Origin of the sequence: Phenylobacterium sp., assembly GCF_030681155.1 — a bacterium.
In the GTDB taxonomy this organism is placed as follows: domain Bacteria; phylum Pseudomonadota; class Alphaproteobacteria; order Caulobacterales; family Caulobacteraceae; genus Phenylobacterium.
Map to the genome: position 1 here is coordinate 1 of NZ_JAUXXE010000025.1, position 5,849 is coordinate 5,849.

Below are 5,849 nucleotides of genomic sequence, written 5' to 3' on the forward strand. Positions count from 1 at the left end.
ACCGTGGACGCGCTCATGAAGCTCGACCTGTCCGCTGGCGTGGACGTCGAGATCAAGCTTTAAGAGGGGATCGGTCGATGCGTACCGGCGTGATCGCCAAGAAACTGGGTATGGCGCGCTTCTTCGATGAAGCTGGCAGCCATGTGCCGGTGACCGTGCTCAGCCTTGAGGGCTGCCAGGTCACGGCTCATCGTACCCAGGACAAGGACGGCTATGTCGCTCTCCAACTCGGAGCCGGCGCCAAGAAAGCCAAAAACACCTCCAAGGGCATGCGTGGCCACTTCGCTAAGGCGGAAGTCGAGCCCAAGCACGAACTCGCTGAGTTCCGCGTGACCGAGGATAACCTGATCGACGTGGGCGCTGAGCTCGTCGCCGACCACTTCGTCGCCGGCCAAAAGGTCGACGTGACGGGGTCTACGGTCGGTAAGGGCTTCGCCGGCGCCATGAAGCGTTGGAACTTCGGCGGTATGCGGGCCACCCACGGGGTGTCCGTCTCTCACCGGGCCCACGGTTCGACCGGTCAGCGTCAGGATCCGGGCAAGACCTTCAAGGGCAAGAAGATGGCTGGCCACCTTGGTCAGGAAACCGTCACCACCCTGAACGTCACTGTCTGGAAGGTCGACGTTGAGCGTGGCCTGATCCTCGTGCGGGGCTCCGTGCCCGGCACCGAAGGTTCCTACGTGAAGATCCGCGACGCGGTGAAGTCGGCGCGTCCGGCTGAAGCTCCCGTCCCGGGCAGCTTCCGCAAGGCTGGCCATGCGGCTCCGGTCGTAGAGGCTCCGGCGGTGGAAGAAGCTCCGGCTGAAGCGCCTGAAGCTGGGGGCGAAGCACAGTAATGAAACTCGACGTCATCAAGCTCGACGGCGGGAAGGGCGGTTCGATCGAACTGTCCGACGCCATCTTCGGTATCGAAGACATCCGTGGGGACATCCTGCAGCGCGTGGTTACTTGGCAGCTCGCCAAGCGCCGCTCGGGCAACCACAAAATTCAAGTCCGCAACGAGGTCTCTCGTACGGGCAAGAAGATGTACAAGCAAAAGGGCACCGGCGGCGCTCGTCACGGTTCGCGCCGTGCGGCTCAGTTCGTCGGCGGCGCCAAGGCTCACGGGCCTGTCGTCCGTAGCCACGCCTTCGACCTGACCAAGAAGTTCCGCGCCCTGGCTCTGCGCCATGCGCTGTCCTCCAAGGTCAAGTCCGGCTCGCTTGTCATCATGGATAGCGTCACTCTCGCCGATCCCAAGACGGCCGGCCTTCGCGCCAGCCTCGAGAAGATCGGTCTGAAGAACGTGCTGGTCATCGCCGGCGCCGAAGTCGACGCGAACTTCAAGCTCGCCGCCCGCAACATCCCGAACGTGGACGTGCTGCCGAACGCCGGCCTGAACGTCTATGACGTGCTGCGTCGTCACACCCTCGTCCTGACTAAGGACGCGGTTGAAGCGATCAACGCGCGCTATGCTGAGAAGGAAGCCGCGTAATGGCCGACCCAGTCGCCCGCCACTACGACGCAATCCTGTCGCCGGTGATCACCGAGAAGGCCACTCTGCTCTCGGAGCAGAACAAAGTGGTCTTCCGGGTCGCCAATGACGCGACCAAGGACGAAATCGCCGCCGCCGTCGAGGCGCTGTTCAAAGTCAATGTCACCAAGGTCAACACCTTGGTCGTCAAGGGCAAGACCAAGCGCTTCCGCGGCCGTCCTGGTCGTCGTTCCGACGTCAAGAAAGCTGTCGTGACCCTGGCCGAAGGCCAGTCCATCGACATCACCACGGGGCTCTAGTCCGATGGCCTTGAAGCATTATAATCCGACATCGCCTGGCCGTCGTAGCTTGGTGCTGATCGATCGTTCCGAGCTCCACAAGGGCCGCCCCGAAAAGTCCCTCGTCGAGGGTCTGACGAAGTCGGGTGGTCGTGGCGGCAATGGCCGTATCGCTGTCCGCTTCCGCGGCGGCGGCGCCAAGCGCCTGTACCGCAAGGTCGATTTCAAGCGCCGCAAGTTCGACATGCCGGCCACGGTTCAGCGTCTCGAGTATGACCCGAACCGCACGGCGTTCATCGCGCTCATCAAGTATGAAGACGGTGAACTGGCCTACATCCTGGCCCCGCAACGCCTGAAGGCCGGTGACGTTGTCATCGCCGCCGAAAAGGCCGACGTGAAGCCGGGTAACGCCATGCCGCTGCGCGGCATGCCGATCGGCACGATCATTCACAACGTCGAGCTGAAGCCCCTCAAGGGCGGTCAGATCGCCCGTTCGGCTGGCGCCTACGCCCAGCTGGTCGGTCGTGACGCCGGCTACGCTCAGATCCGCCTGAACTCGGGCGAACTGCGTATGGTCCAAGACACCTGCATGGCTACGGTCGGCGCGGTGTCCAACCAGGACCACATGAACCAGGTTCTGGGTAAGGCCGGTCGCGTTCGTCACATGGGCTTCCGCCCGCACGTCCGCGGCGTCGTCATGAACCCGGTCGATCACCCGCACGGCGGCGGCGAAGGCCGCACCTCTGGTGGTCGCCACCCGGTCACCCCGTGGGGCAAGCCGACCAAGGGCTCGAAGACCCGCACTAACAAGGCGACGGATAAGTACATCATCCGTTCGCGCCACGCTCGGAAGGCTCGGTAAGCCATGACCCGTTCCGTTTGGAAAGGTCCGTTTGTTGACGGATACCTCCTTAAGAAGGCCGAGACCGCTCAAGGTTCTGGCCGCAAGGATGTGATCAAGACCTGGTCGCGTCGTTCGACGATCATGCCGCAGTTCGTCGGCCTGACCTTCGGCGTTCACAATGGCCAGAAGCACGTTCCCGTGCTGGTCAGCGAAGACATGGTCGGGATGAAGCTCGGTGAGTTCGCCCCGACCCGGTACTTCCCCGGTCACGCCGCCGATAAGAAGGCGAAGAGGAAGTAGCCATGGCTAAGCAAGCTAAAGCACGCCGCCTGTCGGGGATCGAGGCCATGGCCAAGATCACGACCCTGCGCACCAGCCCGCGCAAGCTGAACCTCGTCGCTCAGTCGATCCGCGGCCTCAAGGTCCAACGGGCCCTGAACGAGCTGGAGTTCAGCCACAAGCGCATCGCTCGCGATGTCCGCAAGGCGCTCTACTCGGCGATCTCGAACGCCGAGAACAACCACAACCTCGACATCGACAATCTCGTCGTCGCCGAGGCCTTCGTGGGCAAGAACCTGGTGATGAAGCGCTTCGCCGCCCGCGCTCGCGGTCGTGCTTCGCGTATCGAAAAACCGTTCAGCGAGATCACCATCGTGGTCCGCGAATTGGGTGAGGCCGCCTGATGGGTCAAAAAGTCAATCCGTTCGGGCTTCGCCTCGGCATCAACCGCACGTGGGATTCGCGCTGGTTCGCTAAGAAGGCGGATTACGGCCGGCTCCTGCATGAGGACATCAAGATCCGCAAGCAGCTGAAGAAGCGCCTGTATCAAGCGGGCGTTTCGCGGATCATCATCGAGCGGCCGCACAAGAAGTGCCGCATCACCATCTATGCCGCGCGCCCTGGCGTGATCATCGGCAAGAAGGGTGCGGACATTGATAAGCTGCGCAAGGACGTCGCCTCGATCACCGAGGGCGAAGTTCACCTGAACATCGTCGAAATCCGCAAGCCGGAAACCGACGCCCAGCTGGTCGCCGAGAACATCGCCCAACAGCTCGAGCGCCGCGTCGCCTTCCGTCGCGCCATGAAGCGTTCGCTGCAAAGCGGTATGCGTCTTGGTGCGAAGGGCATGCGGATCGAAGTCGCCGGCCGTCTCGGCGGTGCGGAAATCGCGCGTACGGAATCGTACCACGAGGGCCGCGTGCCGCGTCACACCCTGCGCGCCGACATCGACTACGGGGTCACGGAAGCCACCACCACTTACGGCATCATCGGCGTGAAGGTGTGGGTCTTCAAAGGCGAGGTCCTGGATCACGATCCGATGGCTCTCGACAAGCGCCTGGCTACTGAATCCGGCCCGGCCGGCGAAGGTGGCGGACGTTCGGGCGATCGCCCGGACCGTGGCCCGCGTCGTGACCGTCGTGAGCAAGCTGGAGCCTAAGGTAGAGCCATGCTGTCTCCGAAGAAAACCAAGTATCGTAAGCAGTTCAAGGGCAAGATCCACGGAACGGCCAAGGGCGGCTTCTCGCTGAACTTTGGCTCCTACGGTCTGAAGTCCGTCGAACCGGAACGCATCACCGCTCGTCAGATCGAAGCGGCTCGTCGGGCGATCACTCGCCAGATGAAGCGCCAAGGTCGCGTGTGGATCCGGATCTTCCCGGACGTGCCGGTCACCGACAAGCCGGCCGAAGTGCGGATGGGTAAGGGCAAGGGCGCAGTCGAGTACTGGGCCGCGCGCGTTCACCCGGGCCGGATCATGTTTGAAATCGACGGCGTGCCGGACGATGTGGCTCGTGAAGCTCTGCGCCTCGGCGCGGCCAAGCTTCCCGTGAAGACCCGCATCGTCACCCGTATCGACGCCGCTGTGGCGGAGGCCGCGTGATGAAGATCGACGACATCCGGGGTATGACGCCCGACCAACTCGGCGAAAGCCTGCTGAACCTGAAGAAAGAGCAGTTCAACCTGCGCTTCCAGGCTGCAACGGGGCAGGTCGAGAAGACCCACCGCGTCGACGAAGTCCGCAAGGACATCGCGCGGATCAAGACCGTCCTGCGTTCCAAGCAGACCGCGGCCTAAGGAGACTACGAATATGCCCAAGCGAATTCTCGAAGGCGTCGTCGTCTCCGACAAGGGTGACAAGACGATCGTGGTGAAGGTCGAGCGTACCTTCCTGCATCCGGTGCTGAAGAAGACCGTTCGTCGGTCGAAGAAGTACCACGCCCATGACGAGGCCAACGTCTACAAGGCCGGCGAAATCGCTCGCATCATCGAATGCGCGCCGAAGTCGAAAACCAAGACCTGGGAAGTGCTGCCTAAGGGCGGCGCCCAACAAGCCTCTTAAAGAAAGTCTCATCCAATGATCCAGATGCAGACTAACCTCGAGGTCGCCGATAACTCCGGCGCCCGTCGTGTGATGTGCATCAAGGTGCTCGGCGGCGCAGGCCGTCGGTACGCTGGCGTAGGCGACAAGATCGTCGTCTCCGTGAAGGAAGCGATCCCGCGCGGTCGTGTTAAGAAGGGTGACGTGCTCCAAGCCATCGTGGTGCGCACCTCTTCGGCGATCAAGCGTAAGGACGGGTCGGTGATCCGGTTCGACAAGAACGCCGCCGTGATCGTGAACAAGCAATCCGAGCCGATCGGCACGCGGATCTTTGGCCCGGTTCCTCGTGAACTGCGCGCGAAGAACCACATGAAGATCATTTCGCTCGCGCCTGAGGTGCTGTGATGGCCGCGAAGATCAAAAAAGGGGACCGCGTTCAGGTCCTGGCCGGCAAGGACAAGGGCCGTCAAGGCAATGTCCTGAAGGTTCTGCCCAAGGAAGACCGCGTCGTCGTGGAAGGCCTGAACATGGTTCAGCGTCACACCCGCCCGACCCAGTCCGACCCGCAAGGCGGCATCAAGAACAAGGAAGCGGCGCTCCACATTTCGAACGTGGCGATCGTCGACTCCAAGGGCAAGCCGACCCGCGTCGGCTTCCGGGTCGAAGGCGACAAGAAGGTCCGCGTCGCCAAGACGACCGGTGAGGTGATCAATGGCTGAGCAAGCTTACGAACCCCGGCTGAAGTCCGAATATCGCCAGCGCATCCGCGCGGCGATGAAGGAACAGTTCGGCTACACGAACGAGATGCAACTCCCGAAGCTGGACAAGATCGTGATCAACATGGGCGTGGGCGAAGCTGTCGCCGACTCCAAGAAGATCAACTCCGCGATCGCTGACTTGGCGAAGATCGCCGGTCAGAAGCCGGTGGCCACCAAG

The 5,849-nt window shown here is 62.4% G+C and carries 13 protein-coding genes and 1 pseudogene; all 14 read left to right on the plus strand.

What is annotated here, in order from left to right:
- A pseudogene (gene rpsJ / locus Q8M13_RS05770) lies at nt 1–63 on the plus strand (30S ribosomal protein S10); the annotation flags it as partial.
- A 14-nt stretch (nt 64–77) separates the two neighbouring features.
- A complete protein-coding gene (gene rplC, locus Q8M13_RS05775; RefSeq protein ID WP_305298839.1) occupies nt 78–836 on the plus strand; it encodes a 50S ribosomal protein L3 in 759 nt (252 codons plus the stop codon).
- Nucleotides 836–1,474 (plus strand): 50S ribosomal protein L4, encoded by a 639-nt coding sequence (gene rplD, locus Q8M13_RS05780; protein ID WP_305298840.1) that lies wholly within the window; start codon nt 836–838, stop codon nt 1,472–1,474. The genes rplC and rplD overlap by 1 nt, the downstream gene beginning before the upstream one ends.
- The gene (locus tag Q8M13_RS05785) at nt 1,474–1,773 is read left to right on the plus strand and encodes a 50S ribosomal protein L23 (protein WP_056018075.1); all 300 of its coding nucleotides are present in this window, start codon (nt 1,474–1,476) and stop codon (nt 1,771–1,773) included. The genes rplD and Q8M13_RS05785 overlap by 1 nt, the downstream gene beginning before the upstream one ends.
- A 4-nt stretch (nt 1,774–1,777) precedes the next feature.
- Complete coding sequence (rplB, locus tag Q8M13_RS05790) at nt 1,778–2,614, plus strand: 50S ribosomal protein L2 (RefSeq protein ID WP_305298841.1); 837 nt, start codon at nt 1,778–1,780, stop codon at nt 2,612–2,614.
- Nucleotides 2,615–2,617: 3 nt separating this feature from the next.
- The gene (gene rpsS, locus Q8M13_RS05795; RefSeq protein WP_056730050.1) at nt 2,618–2,896 is read left to right on the plus strand and encodes a 30S ribosomal protein S19; all 279 of its coding nucleotides are present in this window, start codon (nt 2,618–2,620) and stop codon (nt 2,894–2,896) included.
- A gap of 2 nt (nt 2,897–2,898) precedes the next feature.
- Nucleotides 2,899–3,279: a 50S ribosomal protein L22 gene (gene rplV, locus Q8M13_RS05800; RefSeq protein WP_056730052.1), complete on the plus strand. Its 381-nt coding sequence runs from the start codon at nt 2,899–2,901 to the stop codon at nt 3,277–3,279.
- Nucleotides 3,279–4,034, plus strand: a complete 756-nt coding sequence (rpsC, locus tag Q8M13_RS05805) for a 30S ribosomal protein S3 (protein ID WP_305298842.1) — start codon at nt 3,279–3,281, stop codon at nt 4,032–4,034. The genes rplV and rpsC overlap by 1 nt, the downstream gene beginning before the upstream one ends.
- Before the next feature lie 9 nt (nt 4,035–4,043).
- Entirely contained in the window at nt 4,044–4,475 is a 432-nt protein-coding gene (rplP, locus tag Q8M13_RS05810) for a 50S ribosomal protein L16 (RefSeq protein WP_254836846.1), read from the plus strand.
- On the plus strand, nt 4,475–4,669 hold the full coding sequence (gene rpmC / locus Q8M13_RS05815) for a 50S ribosomal protein L29 (RefSeq protein WP_056730059.1): 195 nt from the start codon (nt 4,475–4,477) through the stop codon (nt 4,667–4,669). Before rplP ends, rpmC begins: the two co-directional genes overlap by 1 nt.
- Nucleotides 4,670–4,682: 13 nt before the next feature.
- Complete coding sequence (gene rpsQ / locus Q8M13_RS05820; RefSeq protein WP_056730061.1) at nt 4,683–4,934, plus strand: 30S ribosomal protein S17; 252 nt, start codon at nt 4,683–4,685, stop codon at nt 4,932–4,934.
- Between the two features lie 15 nt (nt 4,935–4,949).
- Entirely contained in the window at nt 4,950–5,318 is a 369-nt protein-coding gene (rplN, locus tag Q8M13_RS05825) for a 50S ribosomal protein L14 (protein ID WP_056018090.1), read from the plus strand.
- Complete coding sequence (gene rplX, locus Q8M13_RS05830) at nt 5,318–5,632, plus strand: 50S ribosomal protein L24 (RefSeq protein ID WP_305298843.1); 315 nt, start codon at nt 5,318–5,320, stop codon at nt 5,630–5,632. Before rplN ends, rplX begins: the two co-directional genes overlap by 1 nt.
- A partial coding sequence (rplE, locus tag Q8M13_RS05835; protein WP_305298844.1) for a 50S ribosomal protein L5 occupies nt 5,625–5,849 on the plus strand: 225 nt, incomplete at its 3' end. The genes rplX and rplE, both read left to right, overlap by 8 nt.